Origin of the sequence: Paraburkholderia bannensis NBRC 103871, from assembly GCF_000685015.1 — a bacterium.
GTDB classification, from domain to species: Bacteria; Pseudomonadota; Gammaproteobacteria; order Burkholderiales; family Burkholderiaceae; genus Paraburkholderia; species Paraburkholderia bannensis.
This window is the reverse complement of record NZ_BAYA01000009.1, coordinates 37,265-57,419: the sequence shown is the minus strand read 5'-3', so window position 1 is coordinate 57,419 and position 20,155 is coordinate 37,265. Positions and strand designations below refer to the sequence as shown.

Here is a 20,155-nt window from a genome sequence, read left to right as displayed (position 1 = left end):
CGAACCGCTGATCTGCGGTCGTTTCACGCTGACTTTCGAGCGTCCGCTCGTCATGGGGATCCTCAACGCGACCCCGGATTCGTTCTCGGATGGCGGCAGCTTTATCGCCTTCGACGATGCCATGCGCCGCGCGCAACAGATGCTGGATGACGGCGTCGACATCATCGACATTGGCGGCGAATCGACCCGCCCGGGCGCGCCGCCCGTGCCGCTCGACGAGGAACTCGCCCGCGTGATCCCGCTGGTCGAGCGCCTGAAAGACGCCGGTGTGCCGCTGTCGATCGATACCTACAAGCCCGAAGTGATGCGTCACGCGCTGGCGGCCGGTGCGGATCTGATCAATGACATCTGGGGTTTTCGCATGCCGGGGGCCATCGACGCGGTGCGTGGAAGCAACTGCGGCCTGTGTGTGATGCACATGCTTGGCGAGCCGCAGACGATGCAGGTGGGCGAGCCCGATTACGTCGATGTCGTGAGCGAAGTGCGGGAGTTCTTGCAGGCGCGTTGCGCCGAACTCGAAGGCGCGGGCATCGCGAAAGCTCGCATCAGTGTCGACCCGGGGTTTGGGTTCGGCAAGGCGGTGGTCGAGCATAATTACGCTTTGCTCGCGCACCTGCCGCAAACCGCGCCGGACGTCGTCGCTGGCGTTGCACCGTATCCGATCCTTGCGGGCATGTCGCGCAAGTCGATGCTCGGCGCGTTGATCGGCCGGCCGGCGCCCGAGCGTATTGCGGCCAGTGTGGCGGCGGCGGTGTGCGCGGCGCAGAAGGGCGCGGCGATTATCCGCGTGCACGACGTCGCGCCGACCGTGGACGCGCTCAAGGTCTGGGGCGCGATGCGCGAGGCCGAACGCAGCTAGCGCTAGCTGGGAAAAGCCGTGCAAGCGGCAGGGCGTTGAGAGAACAGGGCGCGACGGGGCATCGATAAAGCCCCGGCGCCATACAACAGTGTCAATGTGAGGTTTGAGGTATGGGACGTCGTTATTTCGGAACCGATGGGATTCGCGGCAAGGTCGGCGAGGCGCCGATTACGCCGGATTTCGTGCTGCGTCTCGGCTACGCGGCGGGCAAGGTGCTCGCAGGGGCCGCACCGGCTTCGGGCCCGCGCCCGGCCGTGCTGATCGGCAAGGACACGCGCATTTCGGGCTATATGCTTGAGGCGTCGCTGGAAGCAGGGCTTTCCGCCGCCGGTATCGACGTGATGCTGGCCGGCCCGATGACGACGCCCGGCGTCGCCTATCTCACGCGCGCACTGCGTCTGGCCGCGGGCGTGGTGATCAGCGCCTCGCACAATCCGTACTTCGATAACGGCATCAAGTTCTTCTCCGCCGACGGCAACAAGCTGCCCGACGAAGTCGAGACGCAGATCGAAGCGCAACTCGAACTGCCGCTCGACTGCGCGCCGTCCGAGCAACTGGGCCGCGCCCGTCGCCTTGACGACGCGCGCGGACGCTACATCGAATTCTGCAAGAGCACGTTCCCGCAGGCGTTCAGCCTGCGTGGCCTGAAGCTGGTGGTCGACTGCGCGAACGGCGCGGCCTACGACATCGCGCCGCACGTGTTCCACGAACTGGGCGCGGACGTCATCCCGATTGGCGTGTCGCCGAACGGCTTCAACATCAACGACGGCGTCGGTGCGACCGCGCCCGACGCGCTCGTGCGTGCCGTGCGAGCGAATCATGCCGATCTCGGCATCGCGCTCGACGGCGACGCGGATCGTCTGCAGATTGTCGATGCGCAAGGCCGCCTCTATAACGGCGACGAACTGCTCTACGTGCTGGTCAAGGATCGCATGGCGACCGACGGCAAGGTCGAAGGCGCGGTCGGCACGCTGATGACCAATCTTGCGGTCGAACAGGCGCTGGACGGCCTTGGCGTACGTTTCGTGCGGGCCAACGTGGGCGACCGCTACGTGCTGGAGCAACTGCGCGAAAACGGCTGGCAGATCGGCGCCGAAGGCTCGGGCCACATTCTCTCGCTCGACCGCCACACGACCGGTGACGGCATCGTCTCGGCGCTGCTGGTGCTGGCCGCCATGAAGCGCAGCGGCCAGACGCTTGCGCAACTGCTCGACGGCGTCACGCTGTTCCCGCAGAAGCTCATCAACGTGCGCATTGCGCAGGGCGCCGACTGGAAGGGCAACGCCGCCATCCAGAAGTCGATCGCCGATGCGCAAACCGAGCTCAAGGGCCGCGGACGCGTGCTGATCCGCGCCTCGGGCACAGAGCCGGTGCTGCGCGTGATGGTGGAAGCGCGCGAGGAGCGCGACACGCTCCATTACGCGGAATCGATCGCCGAGACCGTCAAGCGCGCGATTGCCTGACTGCCGGCCTGAGCGCCCCGATCCGCCAGACCGGCAAGATCTGGCGGAAATAAGCGGCATCTTGTCTGCGACAAGGTGCCGCGCCTGCATTTTCAGCCTCTGAACGACCGTCCACCGCAATGATTTTTTTGCGGCTGGAGCAAACGTTCCACCGACGGTTTCAGACGGCTTTCAAACAGTCGCACGCAGACCTGCGAGTCCGACCCCGCGACTTCGGCAAATGCCCGCCCCACGGGCTGCCGCGCGCGCCAGCGCACGCGATCAGGGCGTCATTGCGCCTGAAGTAAACGCCTTCTTCATTCTATCCCCGCCTTTCAGCCGGTAATCGTACTGTCACGACTGCTTCATGAATCGTCACGGTACTGTCACAAAGAGGCCCTATTCTTCGCCCTGTCGTTATCCGCTCACACACTTGGAGGTCTCATGAAATTGATGCAAACCGCGCTCGCTGGCGTTGCTGGCGCCCTCTTCGCGATGGCAGCCCACGCTGCTGACATCACTGGCGCGGGCAGCACCTTTGCAGCACCGATCTACACGAAATGGGCGGACGCCTATCAAAAGTCGGGCGGCGGCAAGGTGAACTACCAAGGCATCGGCTCGTCGGGCGGTATCAAGCAGATCGTCGCCAAGACGGTTGACTTCGCAGGTTCGGACGCGCCCCTGAAGGACGACGAACTGGCCAAGGAAGGCCTGTTCCAGTTCCCGACGGTGGTGGGCGGCGTCGTGCCGGCGATCAACGTGCCGGGCATCAAGGCTGGTGAAATCACGCTGTCGGGCGAAGTGCTCGGCGACATCTACCTCGGCAAGATCAAGAAGTGGAATGATCCGGCCATCGTCGCCCTGAACCCGAAGGTCAAGCTGCCGGATCTGGACATCGCCGTGGTTCGCCGCGCTGACGGTTCGGGCACCAGCTTCATCTGGACGAACTACCTCTCGAAGGTCAACGCCGAGTGGAAGAGCAAGGTCGGCGAAGGCTCGACGGTCAACTGGCCGACGGGTACGGGCGGCAAGGGCAACGACGGCGTCGCAGCCTTCGTGCAGCGCCTGCCGGGCTCGATCGGCTACGTCGAATGGGCGTACGCCAAGCAAAATCACATGGTCTACACTGCCATGAAGAACGAGTCGGGCACGGTCGTCGAGCCGAGCACGGACACGTTCAAGGCAGCGGCTGCTGGCGCAGACTGGAAGAAGTCGTTCTACCAGATCCTGACGAACGAGCCGGGCAAGGAAGCATGGCCGGTCGTTGGCGCCACGTTCGTTCTGCTGCACACGGCACAGGACAAGCCGGATCAAGGCAAGGAAACGCTCAAGTTCTTCGACTGGGCTTTCAAGAACGGTACGCCGGCTGCTGACAGCCTCGACTACATCTCGCTGCCGCAATCGGTTGTGAGCGAAATCAAGTCGCAGTGGAAGGAAAAGGTCAAGGACGCTAGCGGCAAGGCCATCGCTGAATAAGGCGAAGGCGGTTTGACCGTGTAGCGCAACGGGCCGCCGCGATACCGCGTGCGGCCCGTACTGCTTCCTGGTTATGCGTTATGCATCCGTAATGCGGTTGCAAAGCAGTCGTAAATCACCCGCTACGATGTACCGCCCTTGGGCATTGATCCGGTCGCATGGCCGGGCCCTGGCGGCAGTCGGTTTCAGAACCGCATCAACGTCGTGAGCTTCGCTCGCGGCAATCTGGATACAGGTCATCATGTCCGACGTCCCGCTCGTCTCGAACCCGCCCGGCGGCAACGCGCAACAACAGGCGCCCAGCCCGGCAGGGGACATCATTTTCGGCGGCCTCGCGCGCGGCGCCGCCATCGTCACGTTGTTGCTGCTCGGCGGCATCATCGTGTCGCTGATCGTCGCTTCCATGCCGACGATCCACAAGTTCGGCCTCTCGTTCCTCTGGACGGCCGACTGGGATCCACCCAGCGACCAGTTCGGCGCGCTCGTGCCCATCTACGGCACCATCGCCACGTCGATCATCGCGCTCGTCATCGCCGTGCCGGTGAGCTTCGGCATTGCGCTGTTCCTGACTGAACTCTCGCCCGCGTGGCTGCGCCGCCCGCTCGGCATCGCCATCGAACTGCTGGCCGCGATCCCGTCGATCGTGTACGGCATGTGGGGCCTGCTCGTGTTCGCGCCGATCTTCGCGCAATACTTCCAGCGCCCGCTTGGCCATCTGCTGGGCGACGTGTGGCTGATCGGGCCGCTGTTCCAGGGCCCGCCGATCGGCATTGGCATCCTGTGCGCCGGCGTGATTCTCGCCATCATGATCATTCCGTACATCGCCTCGGTGATGCGCGACGTGTTCGAAGTCACGCCCGTGCTGCTCAAGGAGTCGGCCTACGGCATCGGCTGCACGACGTGGGAAGTGATGTGGAAGATCGTGCTGCCCTTCACCAAGACCGGCGTGATCGGCGGCGTGATGCTCGGCCTTGGCCGCGCGCTCGGCGAAACGATGGCCGTGACCTTCGTGATCGGCAATACCAATCTGCTCGACAACGTGTCGCTTTTCTCGCCCGGCAACAGCATCACCTCGGCGCTCGCCAACGAGTTCGCCGAAGCAGGCCCGGGCCTGCATACGTCGGCGCTCATGGAGCTCGGCCTGATCCTGTTCGTGATTACCTTCATCGTGCTGGCGATCTCGAAGATCATGCTGCTGCGCCTTGAAAAGTCGGAGGGTGCGCGATGAGCGAGCCGATGATGAAAATTCCCGGAGCGATCTACGGCTCCGAACTCGACAAGATGCGCGGCAAGCTGCAAGGCCGCCGCCGCGTCACCAACGCGATCGCGCTGACGATGTCGCTGGCCGCGATGGCCTTCGGCCTGCTGTGGCTCGTGTGGATTCTCTACACGACGCTCTCGCTCGGTATCGGCGGCCTGTCGGTCGAACTCTTCACGCAGTCGACGCCGCCGCCGAACACCGATGGCGGCGGTCTCGCCAACGCGATCGTCGGCAGCCTGCTGCTGGTCGGCATCGCGACGGCAGTCGGCACGCCGATCGGCATTCTGGCGGGCGTGTATCTCGCCGAATACGGCCAGAAGGGTCTGCTTGCGAGCGTGACGCGCTTCATCAACGACATCCTGCTGTCGGCGCCGTCGATCGTCGTGGGCCTGTTCGTCTACGCGCTCGTGGTGGCGAAGATGGGTCACTTCAGCGGCTGGGCCGGTGCAATCTCGCTGGCGCTGCTGCAGATCCCCATCGTGATCCGCACGACCGAGAACATGCTCAAGCTGGTGCCGAACGCACTGCGCGAAGCGGCTTTCGCGCTGGGCACGCCGAAGTGGAAGATGGTGCTGTCGATCACGCTGAAGGCGTCGATCGCGGGCATCGTGACGGGCGTGCTGCTCGCGATCGCCCGTATCGCTGGCGAAACCGCGCCGCTGCTGTTCACGGCGCTGTCGAACCAGTTCTTCTCGGCGGACATGAATCAGCCGATGGCGAACCTGCCGGTCACGATCTACAAGTTTGCGATGAGCCCGTTCTCGCAGTGGCAATCGCTCGCGTGGGCTGGTGTTTTCCTGATTACGCTGGGTGTGCTGGGTCTGAATATCCTTGCACGCACCATCTTTTCGAAAAAGTAAGGGCGGAGTTCATCCGATGAATATGGCAGAGAGTCACCTCAACACTACCGCGCCGTCCGGCTTCGACCCCGCCCAGGGCAACCGTGGCGCGATGTCGTCGCGTCCGAAGATCGAGGTCAAGGATCTCAACTTCTTCTACGGCAAGTATCACGCGCTGAAGAACATCAACCTGCAGATTCCCGAAGGCAAGGTGACGGCGTTCATCGGCCCGTCGGGCTGCGGCAAGTCCACGCTGCTGCGCACCTTCAACAAGATGTACGCGCTCTATCCGGAACAACGCGCCGAAGGCGAGATCCTGATGGAAGGCGAGAACCTGCTCACGACCAAGCGTGACATCTCGCTGCTGCGCGCGCGCATCGGCATGGTGTTCCAGAAGCCGACCCCGTTCCCGATGTCGATTTACGACAACATCGCGTTCGGCGTGAAGATGTTCGAGAAGCTGTCGCGCCCGGAAATGGACGACCGCGTCGAGTGGGCGCTTACCAAGGCCGCGCTCTGGAACGAAGTGAAGGACAAGCTCGGCCAGAGCGGCTACGGCCTGTCCGGCGGCCAGCAGCAGCGTCTGTGTATCGCGCGCGGCATCGCGATCCGTCCGGAAGTGCTGCTGCTCGACGAACCGTGCTCGGCGCTCGACCCGATTTCGACGGGCCGCATCGAAGAGCTGATCGCCGAACTCAAGAGCGACTACACGGTGGTGATCGTCACCCACAACATGCAACAGGCCGCGCGTTGCTCGGACTACACTGCGTACATGTATCTCGGCGAGCTGATCGAATTCGGCGACACCGAGAAGATCTTCATCAAGCCGGTCCGCAAGGAAACGGAAGACTACATCACGGGCCGCTTCGGCTGATCCGTTCGGTAGCACATTAAGCGGAAGAAGGGAGAAAAGACATGTCCGACAAGCACCTGTCCAGCCAGTTCGACGCCGACCTGAACCTCGTTTCCTCGAAGGTTCTGGAAATGGGCGGCCTCGTGGAGTCGCAGATCATCACGGCGATGCAGGCCCTCAACGAGTTCGACGGCGAAGCCGCCGAGCGCGTGATCGCCGCCGAAGAGCGCCTGAACACGATGGAAGTCGAGATCGACGAAGAGTGCAGCAACATCATCGCGCGCCGCCAGCCGGCTGCACGCGACCTGCGCCTCGTGCTCGCGATCTCGAAGACCATCACGAACCTGGAGCGCGCCGGCGACGAAGCCGAAAAGATCGCCAAGCGCACCAAGCGCCTGATGGAAGACGGCAACTCGCGCGCGGTCAACATCGCCGAGATCAAGGTCTCGGGCGAAATGGCCGTGTCGATCCTGCGCCGTGCACTGGACGCGTTCGCGCGCCTGGACACGGTGGCCGCCGCGCAGATCGTGCGCGACGACAAGGCCATCGACGAGGAATTCCGCGCCTTCGTGCGCAAGCTGGTGAGCTACATGATGGAAGATCCGCGCACGATTTCGGCGGGCCTCGACTATCTGTTCATCGCCAAGGCGATCGAGCGCATCGGCGACCACGCGAAGAATATCGCCGAATTCATCATTTACATCGTCAAGGGCACCGACGTGCGGCACAAGTCGCGCGACGCGCTCGAACGCGAAGCGCTTAGCTAAGTGGTGCGTGGGGCGGTGGAGAAGTGCGCTTTCGAAGCGCATTTTTCATGTCGAGTTCTGAAATCGATTCCGCCCCGTCACTTTCGTAATCCGTATCAACAGGTCTATAGGTCAAGAGGTGCCGATGCCTAGCAGCATTCTCGTCATCGAAGATGAGCCCGCTATTTCCGAGCTGATCTCGGTGAACCTGCAACATGCAGGTCATTGCCCGATCCGCGCTTACAACGCGGAGCAGGCGCAGAATCTGATCAGCGACGTGCTGCCCGATCTCATCCTGCTCGACTGGATGTTGCCGGGCAAGTCGGGCGTGAACTTCGCGCGCGACCTGCGCAACAACGAGCGCACGAAGCACATTCCGATCATCATGCTGACGGCGCGCGGCGACGAGCAGGACAAGGTGCTCGGCCTCGAAATCGGCGCGGACGACTACGTCACCAAGCCGTTCTCGCCGAAGGAGCTGATGGCGCGCATCAAGGCGGTTCTGCGCCGCCGCGCGCCGCAGCTGACCGAGGACGTCGTGGCGATCAACGGCCTCAAGCTCGATCCGGCGACGCACCGCGTGGCCGCGCACGCGGAAGGCTCGGAGATCAAGCTCGACCTCGGCCCGACCGAGTTCCGCCTGCTGCACTTCTTCATGACGCACCCGGAGCGCGTGCATAGCCGCACGCAGCTGCTCGACCAGGTCTGGGGCGATCACGTGTTCGTGGAAGAGCGCACCGTGGACGTGCATATCAAGCGTCTGCGCGCCGCGCTCAAGCCCGCTGGCTGCGATGCTATGATCGAAACGGTGCGCGGCAGCGGTTATCGCCTGGCAAAGAGCGCTTGAGTCGATTCAACCGTAGCCCATCGTAGTCATACGCCGGCGCCGCGTTTCGCGCAGCGCCGGTGCTCCGAATCCGCAGCGCCCCGGTACGGACTGTCACTCTCTTCGATCGCAGGAACATGAACATCATCTGGGCGCGCGCCCTCGTATCGATCGTGCTGCTCGCGCTCGTCTGCACGGGCGTCGGCGCGTTTGTCGGCGTCAAATTCGGGCTGGCCGTCGCCGTCGTGGCGCTGGTCGGCCAAATGGTTTTCAGCACCTTCCACAAGCAGCGTCTCTGGCGCCTGCTCGACGCCCCCGTGTACGGCGAAGTGCCGAGCGCGCCCGGCGTGTGGGGGGAAATCTACTACCGTCTGCACAAGCTCGCGAAGCGCTGGCACGCCCAGGTTCGCCAGGTCGAGCAACAGCATTCGCGTTTCATCCAGGCCATCCAGGCGTCGCCCAACGGCGTGGCCATGCTCGACGACCACGACCAGATCGAGTGGTGCAACGCCATCTCCGAAGTGCATTTCGGTCTCGACGCGAAGCGCGACCTGCGTCAGCACATCACCCATCTCGTGCGTCAGCCCGACTTCGTGCGCTACCTGAACTCGCACGACTACAAGGAAATGCTGATCATGCGCGGCATGGGCGCGAAGCGCCAGAACGTGCTCTCCGTGCAGGTGTTCCCGTACGGCGACAACCGCAAGCTCGTGCTCTCGCAGGACATCACCGAACTCGAACGCACGGACGCGATGCGCCGCGACTTCGTCGCCAACGTCTCGCACGAACTCAAGACGCCGCTTACGGTGCTCTCGGGCTTCCTGGAGACGATGCGCGAGCTGCCGCTGTCCGAGGAAGAGCGCATGCGCTACTTCGACCTGATGGAGCAGCAGGCTTCGCGCATGCGCCACATCGTCACCGACCTGCTGGTGCTCGCCAAGCTCGAAGGCGAAGCGCGCCTGCCGGGCGACCAGATCATCGATATGCGTGCGGTGCTCGTCCACGTACGCGAGGATGCGGAAAGCCTCTCGGGCGGCCATCACATCGTGAGCGCCGATTTCGACGATGGCCTGAGCGTGACCGGTTCGGAGACCGAAGTATTGAGCGCGCTTGGCAATCTCGCGACCAACGCGGTGCGCTATACGCCCGAGGGCGGCCGCGTGCAGCTGTCGTGGCGCCTCGAAGGCGGCAGCGCGGTGTTCTCGGTGACGGACAGCGGCTATGGCATTCCGGCGAGCGACATCCCGCGTCTCACGGAGCGTTTCTATCGCGTCGATCGCAGCCGTTCGCGCGACACGGGCGGCACGGGCCTGGGTCTCGCGATCGTCAAGCATGTGCTGCAACGCCACGACGCCGCGCTCGAAGTGAAGAGCGAGGAAGGGCGGGGCAGCACCTTCACGGTGCGCTTCCCGGCCGCGCGCACGACGCGTCGTCAGCCGACGCCGGCTTGAGTGTGATGCTTCAGTAAATCCCTGAGTTTTACCGAATAAAAAAGCCGCTTCGTCATCATGACCGAAGCGGCTTTTTCGCATCCAGCGCCTTTAAAAACAGGCGCTGGACGGCGTCACGGACAGAACTTCGCCAGCAGGCTCATCTGTGCGTTGCGGATCGCCTTGCCCGCGCGACGGCGCTTGTAGTGACCGTCGCTTTGCATCAGCCACGCCGCCTGGTTGTCGCCAAGGAAGCACGACAGACCTTCGGCGATCACGCGGCGCTTCAGGCGTCGATCGTGGATCGGGAACGCGACTTCGACGCGACGGAACAGATTGCGATCCATCCAGTCGGCGCTCGACAGATAGACGTGCTCCGCGCCGCCCGCATAGAAGTAATAGATGCGATGGTGTTCGAGGAAACGCCCGACGATCGAACGCACCGTGATGTTCTCGGACAGGCCCGGCACACCCGGTTGCAGCGAGCACACGCCGCGCACGATCAGGTCGATCTTCACGCCCGCCTGCGATGCTTCGTACAACTCGTCGATCACCGTGGGTTCGAGCAGCGCGTTCATCTTCGCGACGATGCGCGCCTTCTTGCCTTCGCGCGCGGCCTGGGCCTCGGCGCGAATCGCTTCGACGAGCTTCGGATGCAGCGTGAACGGCGACTGCCACAGGTCGTGCAACTGCAGTTCGCCGCCGATGCCGGTCAGCTGCTGGAACACGTGATGCACGTCCTCGCACATCTTCGGCTCCGAGGTCATCAGGCCGAAGTCGGTGTAAAGACGCGCCGTGCGCGGGTGATAGTTGCCGGTGCCCAGGTGGACGTAGCGGCGCAGTTGCATGCGGCCGTTCACCGGCGTGCGGCGCACAATCAGCATCATCTTGGCGTGGCACTTGTGGCCCACGACGCCGTAGACCACATGCGCACCGACCGCTTCGAGCTGCGACGCCCAGTTGATGTTGGTTTCTTCGTCGAAGCGCGCGAGCAGTTCGACCACCACCGTGACTTCCTTGCCGTTGCGCGCGGCCTGCATGAGCGCGTCCATCAGCGGCGAATCGGTGCCGGTGCGGTAGATGGTCTGCTTGATGGCGACCACGTTCGGATCGTTGGCGGCTTGCAGCAGCAGCTCCAGCACCGGCTGGAAGCTTTCGTACGGGTGATGGAGCAGGATGTCGCCCTGATCGATCACGTCGAACATGCTGCCGCTCGCGGCGATGCGCTGCGGGATCGCCGGCACGTGCGGCACAAACTTCAGGTCTGGGCGGTCGACCATCTCGGGCAGCTGCATGAGACGCACGAGATTGACGGGGCCGTCGACGTAATAGCAGTCCTTCTCGTCGAGGCCGCTTTCGTCGAGCAGCCGCTTCACCAGATGCAGCGGCGTTTCCGCCGACACTTCCAGACGCACCGCATTGCCCAGGTGGCGCGCGGGCAGCTCGCCCTGCAGCGCCACGCGCAGATTGGTGATTTCGTCTTCGTCGACGAACAGTTCGCTGTTGCGCGTAATGCGGAACTGGTTGCAGCTGCGCACCACGAGGCTCGGGAACAGTTCGCCCACGAAGCGTTGCAGCAGCGAGCCCAGCAGCACGAAACCATGCTGGAAGCCCGACAGCTCCTGCGGCATGCGCACGAGGCGCGGCAGCGCGCGCGGCGCCTGCACGATGCCCATTACGGCCTGACGCCCGAACGCGTCCTTGCCTTCGAGCTCGACCACGAAGTTCAGGCTCTTGTTGAGTACGCGCGGGAACGGGTGAGCGGGGTCGAGGCCGATCGGCGTGAGGACAGGCAGCAGTTCGTCGAGGAAGTACTTGCGCGCCCAGTTGGTCTGCGCTTCGTTCCACGCATCGGTGCCGTGGAAATAGATGCCTTCCTGTTCGAGCGCCGGCAGCACGGTGTCGTGCAGCATGCGGTACTGGCGATGCACGAGACGCTGCGCGCGCTCGACCACGAGGTCGTACACGTGCTGCAGCGACATCCCGTCGGGCGACAGCGCACCGGGGTTGTCGCGCATCTGTTCCTGGAGCCCGGCCATACGGACTTCGAAGAACTCGTCGAGGTTGCTGCTGGTGATGCAGATGAAGCGCAAGCGCTCCAGCAAGGGAACGGATGGGTCGGCGGCCTGTGCGAGCACACGCTCGTTGAATCCCAGAATGCCCAGTTCGCGATTGAGAAGGGGATAGCGGATGGACATGGGTATTGAAAGCGGAATTTCAGGGGATGATTCGAACGGACGCTCGGAAATTCTCACAGTAATGTGACTTTATTGTGACATTGAGTGTGTCATAAATTTTACGCCCCATTTTCACGTTCTCGACACCTTGCGCAGCAATCATGCACGCTGGGTAAAGGCGCCCTGAAAGGGCGTTCCTTGCCGCCTGCTGACGATAACCTGAGCGAGGAGCGCCATGGGGAAGTCGGGTACGCTTAAAATGGCATATTTGGACAACGCGGCTACTGCTCAGAGAGCCAGGATGGCCGCGTTCGCACGCATGGAGCCCGCACCCTCGATGGTCACCAATCCGCAACTGCTTGCCGCCGTCGACCTCGGTTCGAACAGCTTTCGTCTGATCGTCGGCCGGGTCGAGGAAACCGACGCCGGCAGCCAGATCTATCCCGTCGATGCCCTGCGCGAACCCGTGCGACTTGCCGCGGGTCTCTCGAAGGACAAGATGCTCGACCGCGCGTCGCAGGTGCGCGGCTGGGACGCGCTCAAGCGCTTCGGCGAGCGCCTGCGCGACTTCCATCCGGATCACGTACGCGCCGTCGCCACCAACACCCTGCGCGTGGCCAAGAACGCCCGCGAGTTCCTGGGCGAAGCCGAGAAAGCGCTGGGCTTCCCGATCGAAGTGATCGCAGGCCGCGAAGAAGCGCGCCTCATCTACGCGGGTGCCGCACATTCGGTGCCCGCGAGCGCGGGCAAGCGCTTCGTGGTGGACATCGGCGGCGGCTCGACCGAGTTCATCATCGGCTCGCACTACACGCCGATCCGCATGGAAAGCCTCTACATCGGCTGCGTGAGCCATAGCCGCCAGTTCTTCCCGGCTGGCAACGTCGACGAATACACCATGCGCCAGGCCGAACTGGCCGCGTCGCGCGAAATCCAGATCATCTCGGCCGACTATCGCAAGACCGGCTGGGACCAGGCGATCGGCTCGTCGGGCACGGCGCGCGCGCTGGCCGAACTCGTCGAGGCGAACGGCTTCAACGATCCGGGCATCACGCACGGCATTTCGCGCGGCGGGCTGGAGCGCCTCAAGCGCGCGCTCATCAAGGCCGAGAACGTCAACCGCCTGAAGCTCGTCGCGCTCAAGCCGGATCGCATTCCGGTGCTGGCGGGCGGGCTGTCGATCATGATTGCGGTGTTCGAGGAACTGGGCATCGATTACGTCGACACCACCGACGGCGCGCTGCGTCTGGGCGTGCTGTACGACCTGCTGGGCCGTTCGCAGCACGAGGACATGCGTACGGTCACGGTGGAGGGCTTCATGCGCCGCTATGGCGTGGATCGCGCGCAGGCGGGCCGTATCGGCGAGCTGGCCATGAGCTTCTACGACCAGTTCGAGGAAGCCGATGCCGAGCGTCGCGAAGAGAACCGCATGTTCCTGAGCTGGGCGGCGTCGCTGCACGAGATCGGCCTGTCGATTTCGCACAGCGCGTATCACAAGCACTCGGCGTATATCGCCAGCAATGCCGACATGCCGGGCTTCTCGCGCACCGACCAGGCGCGCCTGGCGGCGCTGGTGCTCGGTCACGTGGGCAAGCTCGGCAAGCTCTCGCAGGCGCGCGACGTCGAATGGCCGCTGCTGTTCTGCCTGCGCCTTGCCGCACTGCTGAGCCGCCGCCGCGCCGACGTCGGTCTGCCGAAGATCACCGTGGTGCAGGAGCACAACGGCTACGAAGTGATGCTGCCGAACGCGTGGGTGCAGAACAACCCGCTCACCGATTACAACCTCGTCCAGGAAGCGGCGGAGTGGGGCAAGATCGGCATTCCGTATCGCGTGGTTTATACGGACGAATGAGCGGACAAATGAGCGGAAGGCGGATTTGAGCCTGAGCTGAAAACGACAATGCCCGGCCTGAGCGCCGGGCATTGTGCTTTTGAGGCGTCGCTAAACCGAAGTCCTAGCGGCCTGCCGCGTCGCCGAGGAAATGGCGCGCGTAACGCTCGTTGATGTCCGACAGGCGGAACAGCGTAAGGAAGTCGGCCGTATTGAAGTCGGGATCCCAGGCCGGTGCGCCGCAAATCTTCGCGCCCAGGCGCAGATAGCCCTTGATCAGCGGCGGCGGCACGGCGGATGCGCCCGTGCGCAGTTCCTCGACGGGCAGCGGCGTGTGCGGGAAGGCGCGGTACTCGGGGTCCGTCAGCGCGCTGGCGCCCAGCGACGTGTACAGGTTGGCCGCGTAGTGGCCGCCGTCGACCATCGCCACGCTCGCGCAGCCGAGCATCGTCTCGTAGCCGTTGTGCTTCATGTAGGCGCCCAGGCCGCCCCACAGCGACATGATGACCGAGCCGCTGCGGTAGTCCGGGTGCACGCACGAGCGGCCCACTTCGACCATTTTCGGGCGCAGGTGGGCAAGGCGCGAGACGTCGAATTCGCTCTCGGCGTACAGGCGGCCGATGCGCGTGGCCTGGTGCGGCGGCAGCACGCGATAGGTGCCCACGACCTTGAGCGTGTCGAGGTCGCGCACGAGCAGGTGATCGCAGTAGTTGTCGAAGGAATCGACGTCGAGGCCCGCCGGGCCGGACAGACGTGCGCCCATTTCCTCGGCGAACACGCGGTAGCGCAGGCGCTGCGCCTCGCGCAGTTCTTCGTCTGTGCGAGCCCAGGCCACCTGCAGGCGATGCTGCGCGGTGACCGTTTCTTCGGCGCGCGGCAGACTCCGATTCGACTCGAAAAGACTCAAGGCGAACGGCAGGGAGGGCGTCGGCAGATCTCGCATGGGGCGTCCTGTCAAAGGTAAGAGAACTTTCCCGGCAATGTAGTAAGGCGCGGTTACGGTTCCATGAAAACGCAATGACGATTCGATGACGCGCTGTAAGGCAGACGGGGCCGGAGCGCAAGGGAGCGGCGCGCCAGGCTTGCTGGGCGGGGGCGTGCGAGGTGGGGAGGCAGAAAAGCAAAGCGCCGCTTGAGAAGCGGCGCAGGGTGTTGGCGGAATGCTACGCGAGTGAAATCAGACGCGCTTAAACGAGATCGGGCGTGATGGCGGCGAGCAGGACGGCTTCGCCGTCGCCGTTGCGCTCGCGGCTCTTGATCCAGTAGACGCCCGATTTTTTCACGGCCCAGCTGCGGCGCACGCTGCCGTCGCTGTTCACTTCGTTGCCCAGCAGCTGCGCCAGCACCTCGCCGAGCGTCGGCTGATGGCCGACCACCACGACCGTCGAGGCGACGCCGTCAGGCCAGCCAGCGGCCTCCAGCACGGCTTGGACGCTCGCATTGGGCGCGATCTCGCGCACCACGCGGTATTGATCGGTGAGCGCTTCGGCCGTCTGCATCGTGCGCGCGGCAGGGCTGGCGAGGATCACCGCGTCTTCGGGCAGACGCGCGCGCAGCCAGCGCGCGACGCTCTGCGCCTGCTTGCGCCCGCGCGTGGTGAGCTGGCGGGCGAGATCGCTCGCGGCGACGTCTTCGGCTTCGGCGTGGCGCCAGAGGATGAGGTTCATGGGGCGGCTCTCCTGGGGGGATGGCGGAATGCCGTCATTGTAGGGGCGCGGGGGAGGCGGGGCGATGTCGCCCGCCTTCCGCGCGTCCCGTCGCACTTCATCAGGACGCGTTGCCCGAAGTCATGTCGAGCGCCACCGCCTGCGCGACTTCGATACCGTCGATCGCCGCCGAATAGATCCCGCCCGCATAGCCGGCGCCTTCGCCAGCCGGATACAGGCCTTCGACGTTCATGCTCTGGTAGTTGTCCTTGCGGCGAATGCGCAGCGGCGACGACGTACGCGTTTCCACGCCCGTCAGCACGGCGTCGTTCATCGCGAAGCCGGCGATCTTCTTGTCGAGCTGCGGCAGCGCTTCGCGGATCGCTTCGATCACGTAATCGGGCAGCGCCGTGCTCAGGTCGGTCGGCGTGACGCCCGGCTTGTATGACGGCACCACGGAGCCGAGCGAGGTCGACGGCCGCCCGGCGATGAAGTCGCCGACCAGCTGGCCCGGCGCCTGGTAGTTGCTGCCGCCGAGTTCGAACGCGCGCTCTTCCCACTTGCGCTGGAACGCGATGCCCGCGAGCGGGCCGCCCGGATAGTCTTCCGGCGTGATGCCGACGACGATGCCCGCGTTCGCGTTGCGCTCGGCGCGCGAGTACTGGCTCATGCCGTTGGTGACGACGCGGCCCGGTTCCGACGTCGCCGCGACCACCGTGCCGCCCGGGCACATGCAGAAGCTATAGACCGCGCGGCCATTGTTGGCGTGGTGCACGACCTTGTAGTCGGCCGCGCCGAGTTCCTTGTGGCCCGCAAACTTGCCGAAGCGGCTGCGGTCGATCACGCCCTGCGGATGCTCGATCCGGAAGCCCAGCGAGAACGGCTTGGCTTCCATGAACACGCCGCGGTCGTGCAGCATCTGGAAGGTGTCGCGCGCGCTGTGGCCCACGGCCAGCACGACGTGATCGCACGGCAGCGTCTCGCCGTTCGACAGCTTGAGCGCGCGCACCTTGCCGTTTTCGATGTCAATGTCCTCGACGCGGGTTTCGAAGCGCACTTCGCCGCCCAGTTCGTGGATGGTGGCGCGCATTTTTTCCACCATGCTCACGAGCCGGAACGTGCCGATGTGCGGGCGGCTCAGGAACAGGATGTCTTCCGGCGCGCCGGCCTTGACGAATTCCTCAAGCACCTTGCGGCCGTAGTGGTGCGGATCCTTGATCTGGCTGTAGAGCTTGCCGTCCGAGAACGTGCCGGCGCCGCCTTCGCCGAACTGCACGTTCGACTCCGGATTGAGCACCGACTTGCGCCACAGGCCGAAGGTGTCCTTGGTGCGCTCGCGCACGGCCTTGCCGCGTTCGAGAATGATCGGGCGGAAGCCCATCTGCGCGAGGATCAGGCCCGCGAACAGCCCGCACGGCCCCATGCCGATGACCACCGGGCGCGGCCGCGTCGAATGCTCCGGCGCCTTCGCGACAAAGCGATAGGTCATGTCCGGCGTCACGCCGACATGCGGCTTGCCGGCGATCCGCTTGAGCACCTTCGCCTCGTCCTTGAGCTCGACGTCGACGATGTACGTCAGCTTGATATCCGAGCGCTTGCGGGCGTCGTGCGCGCGGCGAAAGACGGTGTAGCGGATGAGCCCGTCCGCCCCGACGCCGAGTTCCGCGAGGCGTCCCCGAATCGCGGCGTCAAGTTCGCTTTCGGCGTGGTCGAGGGGGAGTTTGACTTCGGATAGACGTAACATGGGTGCCAGGGTGCGGTCGCCACGGGAATCGTGGCCGATCTGTATTTTATAAGCTCGTCGGCTTTCCAAATCGAACGAAGCCGGACGACGAAACGCGCTGCGTGCGCTGTGCGCGCTACGTGTTTTCGCGATCTCCGCGCGCTGGGGCCCACAGAAGGACTCAGGAGACCGGGCGGGAGCAAATGAAAAAGGGGCTACAGGCCAATGGCGTGTAACCCCTCGGTATTGCTGGTCGGAGCGATAGGATTCGAACCTACGACCCTCTGATCCCAAATCAGATGCGCTACCAGGCTGCGCTACGCTCCGACGAATCGTGGATTGTAGCGTTCCTTTATCTGTCTCGTCAAATGGGTTTGCATCCGGCGTTCCTGGCGATGTTCGTCCTGCCGGGAAATATCCGGGCAATAGCCCCAAACCGCCGAAATCCTTCCTGTCTGTCCCAACCCGTCCCCTAAAAACCTCCTTCCAGGAAACGCCCCGGATACTGTATAAATATACAGGTCAACGTCGCCGTCCTGGGCGTCGTCCCAAGATCCTCGTCATGCCCCATCCAGCGTTGGGCAGGGCGTCCTATTCCCTTTTTCCAGAGCGCGATCATGGCAGCAGCACTCCAGCTAGCGGCGGCCCACCTGCCGCCCCGGCTGCAAAGCCGGATCTGGCAGGGCAATCAGGTCGGCGGCACGAGCGGGCGAACGGTGTCGAGCGGCCATGACGCGCTCGACGCGCTGCTGCCCGGCGCGGGCTGGCCGGTGGGCAGCCTGACCGAGCTGCTGGCGGAGCAGGGCGGCATCGGCGAAATGCGGCTGGTCGCGCCCGCGCTGCGCGCGCTCACCGCGCAGGCCAGGCGGCACGTGCTGCTGGTCGCGCCGCCGTGGCGCCCTTACGCGTGCGCGCTCGAAGCGTGGGGGATCGCGCTTGAGCGCGTCGTCTGGATCCGCGCGAGCGACGACGAAGCGCCGTGGGCCGCCGAGCAGGCGCTCAAGCAGGACGGCATCGGCGCCGTGCTGCTGTGGCAGCCGAAGGCGCGCGCCGACGCGCTGCGCCGTTTGCAGGTCGCCGCCCAGGATTCGCAGGCGCTGGCCTTCCTGATGCGCCCGAGCGCGGCGCGCAGCCAGTCGTCGCCCGCGCCGCTGCGCATGGTCTGCACGCCGGTGCCGCCGCCCGAAGCCGACACGCGGCTGAATCGCCGTGAATGGATGCAGCACACCGGTGTCTGCGTCGATATTTTCAAGCGCCGCGGGCCGCCGCCCGCCCAGCCACTCGTCGTCACTTTGCCGCTGCAGGAGTCGGTGCTGCCCCAGCCGGGCGCCGCGCCGTTCATGCCGTGGCCCGGGATCAATCATGCTGTGGATCGCCGTCACCTTGCCGTTGTTGCCGCTGGAGGCCGTCAGGCCGCCGCTTCCGTCGATCGGGTCGTTTGAGGGCGCATCTCATGCTGGAGATGAGGCTGAAGCCCAGGCCGCGAACCCGTCCGCGAACCTGGCCGCGCAAGGCCAGCCCGAACGCTGCTACGCGCTCGCCGATCACGCGCGCATCCTGATCGCCGACCGCGCTGCATTCCGCCTCGGCGTGCAGCCCGGCAGCACGCGCGCGCATGCGCTTGCGCTGGCACCTGGGCTCGTGCTGCTCGAAGCCGATGCGGCGCGCGAGGCGCGTGCGTTCGAGGCGCTCGCGCTCGCGCTGCTCGCCTATACGCCGAAGGTTTCGCTCGCGCAGTCGCATACGTTGTTGCTCGAAGTCGGCTCGGGCTTGCGTCTGTTCGGCGGCGTGCGCGCGTTGCTCGCCAAAGTCGCGGCGACGGTGGCCGATTGCGGCCACGCCGCGCGCATCGCCTGCGCGCCCACGGCATGGGGCGCGTGGACGCTCGCCCAGGCGCATGCGACGGCCGGCGCGCACGCCGCGCGGCGCTTTCACGTGCTCAAGGACAGCACGCTGGCGCGCGCGCTCGACGCGTTGCCGGTCACGCTCGCGCCGTTCGCCGCGCAGCACGAGCACGCGCTTACGCAGATCGGTTGCGCGACGCTCGGCGATTTGCGGCGCTTGCCGCGCGACGGCGTCGTGCGGCGTTTCGGCGATGACGTGCTCGCCTGGCTCGCGCAGGCGCGCGGCGAGTCCCCCGATCCGCGCGCGTGGTTTGCCGCGCCGCCGTCGTTTCATGCGGCGCTCGAATTGCAGGCGCGTGTGGAAAGCGCCGAAGCGCTGCTGTTCGCCGCGCGCCGCCTGGTGACGCAGCTGGCGGGCTGGCTTGCCGTGCAGCATGGCGGGCTGTGCGGTTTCGAGCTGCGCCTGGAGCACGAACTGGCATCTCGCCACGCGCCGCGCACGTCGAGCCTGCGCCTGACGTGGGCCGCGGCGTCGCGCGACGCCGCGCATCTGCTGTGGCTGCTGCGCGAGAAGCTCAACCAGACCGAGCTGGCCGCGCCCGTGATCGGCCTCGCGCTGGTCGCCGACCAGGTGAGCGAGTACGCGCCGCCCACCGACACGCTGTTCCCGTCGCCCGAGGCGTCGGACGCCTCGCTCGCGCAGCTGTTCGAGCGCATCGGCGCGCGTATCGGCGAGCAGAACGTGTTGCAGCTGTTCGTCGAGGACGACCATCGGCCCGAGCATGCGATGTCGGCGCGTACGTATCGCGCGCCCGCGCGCCGCCAGGCGCCGCGCAAATCGCGCAATTCGAGCAAGGCTGGCGTGCAGGCCGCCGCGCAGGAGGAAAGCGCGCCGGTGCAGAGCGCCTTCGATCTGCCCGAGGTGCCGCTGCCGACCCAGCCGCGTCCCGCGTGGCTGCTCGAAAAGCCGCTCAAGCTGGCCACGCGCGACGACCGGCCGGTCTATCGCCGCCCGCTCAAGACGCTCACGCGCACCGAGCGCATCGAGGCGGGCTGGTGGGACGGCGAGGGCGTCGGGCGCGACTACTACGTGGCCGCCGACGATCAGGGGCGCATGTTCTGGCTCTACCGCGAGCGCATAGGCGGCCAGTGGTATCTGCAAGGCTTGTTCGGCTGATACCGGCAATCCGTACTTTTTAGAAGCA

The 20,155-nt window shown here is 65.2% G+C and carries 16 protein-coding genes and 1 tRNA gene; 12 read left to right on the top strand and 5 right to left on the bottom strand.

The genetic code is table 11. The features are described from left to right. The first annotated feature begins 52 nt into the window (after positions 1-52). The 9 genes from folP (at position 53) to phoR (ending at position 9,753) form a co-directional block, all read left to right on the top strand. Complete coding sequence (gene folP / locus BBA01S_RS15555; protein WP_156965968.1) at positions 53-859, top strand: dihydropteroate synthase; 807 nt, start codon at positions 53-55, stop codon at positions 857-859. A gap of 110 nt (positions 860-969) precedes the next feature. After that, positions 970-2,322 carry a phosphoglucosamine mutase gene (gene glmM, locus BBA01S_RS15550; protein WP_027817264.1) on the top strand — a complete coding sequence of 451 codons (1,353 nt, stop codon included), beginning with the start codon at positions 970-972 and terminating at the stop codon, positions 2,320-2,322. Between the two features lie 423 nt (positions 2,323-2,745). Continuing rightward, positions 2,746-3,777: a phosphate ABC transporter substrate-binding protein PstS gene (gene pstS, locus BBA01S_RS15545; protein ID WP_027817263.1), complete on the top strand. Its 1,032-nt coding sequence runs from the start codon at positions 2,746-2,748 to the stop codon at positions 3,775-3,777. A 241-nt stretch (positions 3,778-4,018) separates the two neighbouring features. Beyond that, positions 4,019-5,005, top strand: a complete 987-nt coding sequence (gene pstC / locus BBA01S_RS15540; RefSeq protein WP_027817262.1) for a phosphate ABC transporter permease PstC — start codon at positions 4,019-4,021, stop codon at positions 5,003-5,005. Positions 5,006-5,013: 8 nt separating this feature from the next. Then, a complete protein-coding gene (gene pstA, locus BBA01S_RS15535; protein WP_407668312.1) occupies positions 5,014-5,898 on the top strand; it encodes a phosphate ABC transporter permease PstA in 885 nt (294 codons plus the stop codon). 16 nt (positions 5,899-5,914) lie between these two features. Further along, positions 5,915-6,751 carry a phosphate ABC transporter ATP-binding protein PstB gene (gene pstB, locus BBA01S_RS15530; protein ID WP_027817260.1) on the top strand — a complete coding sequence of 279 codons (837 nt, stop codon included), beginning with the start codon at positions 5,915-5,917 and terminating at the stop codon, positions 6,749-6,751. A gap of 41 nt (positions 6,752-6,792) precedes the next feature. Further along, the gene (gene phoU, locus BBA01S_RS15525) at positions 6,793-7,497 is read left to right on the top strand and encodes a phosphate signaling complex protein PhoU (RefSeq protein WP_027817259.1); all 705 of its coding nucleotides are present in this window, start codon (positions 6,793-6,795) and stop codon (positions 7,495-7,497) included. 124 nt (positions 7,498-7,621) lie between these two features. Next, complete coding sequence (gene phoB / locus BBA01S_RS15520; protein ID WP_027817258.1) at positions 7,622-8,323, top strand: phosphate regulon transcriptional regulator PhoB; 702 nt, start codon at positions 7,622-7,624, stop codon at positions 8,321-8,323. 116 nt (positions 8,324-8,439) lie between these two features. Further along, complete coding sequence (gene phoR, locus BBA01S_RS15515; RefSeq protein WP_027817257.1) at positions 8,440-9,753, top strand: phosphate regulon sensor histidine kinase PhoR; 1,314 nt, start codon at positions 8,440-8,442, stop codon at positions 9,751-9,753. 113 nt (positions 9,754-9,866) lie between these two features. On the opposite strand, the gene ppk1 is transcribed toward phoR, so the two are convergent. After that, positions 9,867-11,930 carry a polyphosphate kinase 1 gene (gene ppk1, locus BBA01S_RS15510; protein ID WP_027817256.1) on the bottom strand — a complete coding sequence of 688 codons (2,064 nt, stop codon included), beginning with the start codon at positions 11,928-11,930 and terminating at the stop codon, positions 9,867-9,869. Between the two features lie 238 nt (positions 11,931-12,168). On the opposite strand from ppk1, the gene ppx reads away from it, so the two are divergent. After that, positions 12,169-13,758, top strand: coding sequence for an exopolyphosphatase (ppx, locus tag BBA01S_RS15505; protein ID WP_174479172.1), 1,590 nt, complete (start codon positions 12,169-12,171; stop codon positions 13,756-13,758). Positions 13,759-13,861: 103 nt separating this feature from the next. On the opposite strand, the gene BBA01S_RS15500 is transcribed toward ppx, so the two are convergent. The 4 genes from BBA01S_RS15500 to BBA01S_RS15485 form a co-directional block, all read right to left on the bottom strand. Then, positions 13,862-14,680: a GNAT family N-acetyltransferase gene (locus BBA01S_RS15500; protein ID WP_027817254.1), complete on the bottom strand. Its 819-nt coding sequence runs from the start codon at positions 14,678-14,680 to the stop codon at positions 13,862-13,864. 244 nt (positions 14,681-14,924) lie between these two features. Further along, on the bottom strand, positions 14,925-15,404 hold the full coding sequence (gene sixA, locus BBA01S_RS15495; protein ID WP_027817253.1) for a phosphohistidine phosphatase SixA: 480 nt from the start codon (positions 15,402-15,404) through the stop codon (positions 14,925-14,927). 100 nt (positions 15,405-15,504) lie between these two features. Further along, on the bottom strand, positions 15,505-17,127 hold the full coding sequence (locus BBA01S_RS15490; RefSeq protein WP_027817252.1) for an NAD(P)/FAD-dependent oxidoreductase: 1,623 nt from the start codon (positions 17,125-17,127) through the stop codon (positions 15,505-15,507). A gap of 229 nt (positions 17,128-17,356) precedes the next feature. Continuing rightward, positions 17,357-17,433: transfer RNA gene (locus BBA01S_RS15485), tRNA-Pro, on the bottom strand. A 290-nt stretch (positions 17,434-17,723) separates the two neighbouring features. On the opposite strand from BBA01S_RS15485, the gene imuA reads away from it, so the two are divergent. Both imuA and BBA01S_RS15475 read left to right on the top strand, forming a co-directional pair. Next, the gene (gene imuA, locus BBA01S_RS15480; RefSeq protein ID WP_027817251.1) at positions 17,724-18,548 is read left to right on the top strand and encodes a translesion DNA synthesis-associated protein ImuA; all 825 of its coding nucleotides are present in this window, start codon (positions 17,724-17,726) and stop codon (positions 18,546-18,548) included. Then, the gene (locus BBA01S_RS15475) at positions 18,469-20,127 is read left to right on the top strand and encodes a Y-family DNA polymerase (protein ID WP_027817250.1); all 1,659 of its coding nucleotides are present in this window, start codon (positions 18,469-18,471) and stop codon (positions 20,125-20,127) included. Before imuA ends, BBA01S_RS15475 begins: the two co-directional genes overlap by 80 nt. Positions 20,128-20,155: the final 28 nt, after the last annotated feature.

Excerpts from the sequence above, each read along its gene's own strand:
- folP (WP_156965968.1), top strand. The coding sequence starts at position 53 with ATGGGGATCCTCAACGCGACCCCGGATTCGTTCTCGGATGGCGGCAGC.
- glmM (WP_027817264.1), top strand. The coding sequence starts at position 970 with ATGGGACGTCGTTATTTCGGAACCGATGGGATTCGCGGCAAGGTCGGC.
- pstS (WP_027817263.1), top strand. The coding sequence starts at position 2,746 with ATGAAATTGATGCAAACCGCGCTCGCTGGCGTTGCTGGCGCCCTCTTC.
- pstC (WP_027817262.1), top strand. The coding sequence starts at position 4,019 with ATGTCCGACGTCCCGCTCGTCTCGAACCCGCCCGGCGGCAACGCGCAA.
- pstA (WP_407668312.1), top strand. The coding sequence starts at position 5,014 with ATGATGAAAATTCCCGGAGCGATCTACGGCTCCGAACTCGACAAGATG.
- pstB (WP_027817260.1), top strand. The coding sequence starts at position 5,915 with ATGAATATGGCAGAGAGTCACCTCAACACTACCGCGCCGTCCGGCTTC.
- phoU (WP_027817259.1), top strand. The coding sequence starts at position 6,793 with ATGTCCGACAAGCACCTGTCCAGCCAGTTCGACGCCGACCTGAACCTC.
- phoB (WP_027817258.1), top strand. The coding sequence starts at position 7,622 with ATGCCTAGCAGCATTCTCGTCATCGAAGATGAGCCCGCTATTTCCGAG.
- phoR (WP_027817257.1), top strand. The coding sequence starts at position 8,440 with ATGAACATCATCTGGGCGCGCGCCCTCGTATCGATCGTGCTGCTCGCG.
- ppk1 (WP_027817256.1), bottom strand. The coding sequence starts at position 11,930 with ATGTCCATCCGCTATCCCCTTCTCAATCGCGAACTGGGCATTCTGGGA.
- ppx (WP_174479172.1), top strand. The coding sequence starts at position 12,169 with ATGGCATATTTGGACAACGCGGCTACTGCTCAGAGAGCCAGGATGGCC.
- BBA01S_RS15500 (WP_027817254.1), bottom strand. The coding sequence starts at position 14,680 with ATGCGAGATCTGCCGACGCCCTCCCTGCCGTTCGCCTTGAGTCTTTTC.
- sixA (WP_027817253.1), bottom strand. The coding sequence starts at position 15,404 with ATGAACCTCATCCTCTGGCGCCACGCCGAAGCCGAAGACGTCGCCGCG.
- BBA01S_RS15490 (WP_027817252.1), bottom strand. The coding sequence starts at position 17,127 with ATGTTACGTCTATCCGAAGTCAAACTCCCCCTCGACCACGCCGAAAGC.
- imuA (WP_027817251.1), top strand. The coding sequence starts at position 17,724 with ATGGCAGCAGCACTCCAGCTAGCGGCGGCCCACCTGCCGCCCCGGCTG.
- BBA01S_RS15475 (WP_027817250.1), top strand. The coding sequence starts at position 18,469 with ATGCTGTGGATCGCCGTCACCTTGCCGTTGTTGCCGCTGGAGGCCGTC.